Source organism: Novosphingobium sp. GV079, from assembly GCF_003058045.1.
Taxonomy (GTDB): Bacteria; Pseudomonadota; Alphaproteobacteria; order Sphingomonadales; family Sphingomonadaceae; genus Novosphingobium; species Novosphingobium capsulatum.
The window spans coordinates 1-1,106 of record NZ_QBUE01000059.1 but is presented as its reverse complement, the minus strand read 5'-3'; the positions used below and the strand labels follow the sequence as shown (position 1 = coordinate 1,106).

Genomic DNA, 1,106 nt, shown 5'->3' with positions numbered 1-1,106 from the left:
AGCCCTGGTCTGCGTGAAGCGGGTGATCGACTACAACGTGAAGCCGCGGGTGAAGGCGGATGGCACGGGTGTCGAGCTGGCGAACGTGAAGATGAGCATGAACCCGTTCGACGAGATTGCGGTCGAGGAAGCCATTCGCCTGAAGGAAAAGGGCGTGGTGAGCGAGATCGTGGCGGTGTCGGTCGGGCCGGCGAAGGCGACGGATACGCTGCGTACGGCGCTGGCGATGGGTGCGGACCGGGCGATCCTGGTGCAGAGCGACGACGAGGTTGAGCCGCTGGCCGTGGCCAAGATCGTGACGGCGATCGCCGGCGAGGAACAGCCAGGCCTGATCATCACCGGCAAGCAGGCGATCGACGACGATTCGAACCAGGTGGGCCAGATGGTCGCCGCGCTGCTCGGCCGGCCGCAGGGCACCTTTGCCAATGAAGTCAGCGTCGAAGGCGATCATCTGATCGTCAAGCGCGAGATCGATGGCGGCCTGGAAACGGTCAAGCTGGCGCTGCCGGCAGTGGTGACCACCGACCTGCGCTTGAACGAGCCGCGCTATGCCTCGCTGCCCAATATCATGAAGGCCAAGTCCAAGCCGCTCGCCACCAAGACCCCGGCGGATCTGGGCGTCGATGTGGCACCGCGCCTCAAGACGCTGAAAGTGGCCGAGCCGCCGGTCCGCGCCGCCGGCGTCAAGGTGGCCGATGTCGATGCGCTGGTGGCCAAGCTCAAGGAACTGGGAGTCGCGTGATGGGTAAGGTTCTTCTCTGGGTCGAGCATGACGGCGCGGCCATCAAGGACGCGACGCTGAGCGCGGTGACGGCAGCGGGCCAGCTGGGCGACGTGGTTGCGTTGGTCGCGGGCGAAGGCGTCGATGGCGTAGCCCAGGCCGCCGCGCAGATTGCCGGCGTTGCCGCCGTGCTCAAGGCCGATGACGCGGCCTATGCCCATGCGCTGGCGGAAAACGTCGCTCCGCTCGTCGCCGGGCTGATGGCCGACCACGATGCGTTCGTGGCGCCGGCCACCACCACCGGCAAGAACGTTGCGCCGCGCGTCGCTGCGCTGCTCGACGTGGCGCAGGTATCCGACATTCTCTCGGTCGAAGGGCCCAAGAC

Annotated in this window: 1 protein-coding gene and 1 pseudogene; both read left to right on the top strand. The window is 66.9% G+C overall.

Annotation, left to right across the window (positions count from 1 at the left end; translation table 11 throughout):
• Window positions 1-4 precede the first annotated feature (4 nt).
• Window positions 5-742 (top strand): electron transfer flavoprotein subunit beta/FixA family protein, encoded by a 738-nt coding sequence (locus C8K14_RS22295; protein ID WP_233251195.1) that lies wholly within the window; start codon window positions 5-7, stop codon window positions 740-742.
• A pseudogene (locus tag C8K14_RS22290) lies at window positions 742-1,106 on the top strand (electron transfer flavoprotein subunit alpha/FixB family protein); the annotation flags it as partial. The gene C8K14_RS22295 and the pseudogene C8K14_RS22290, both read left to right, overlap by 1 nt.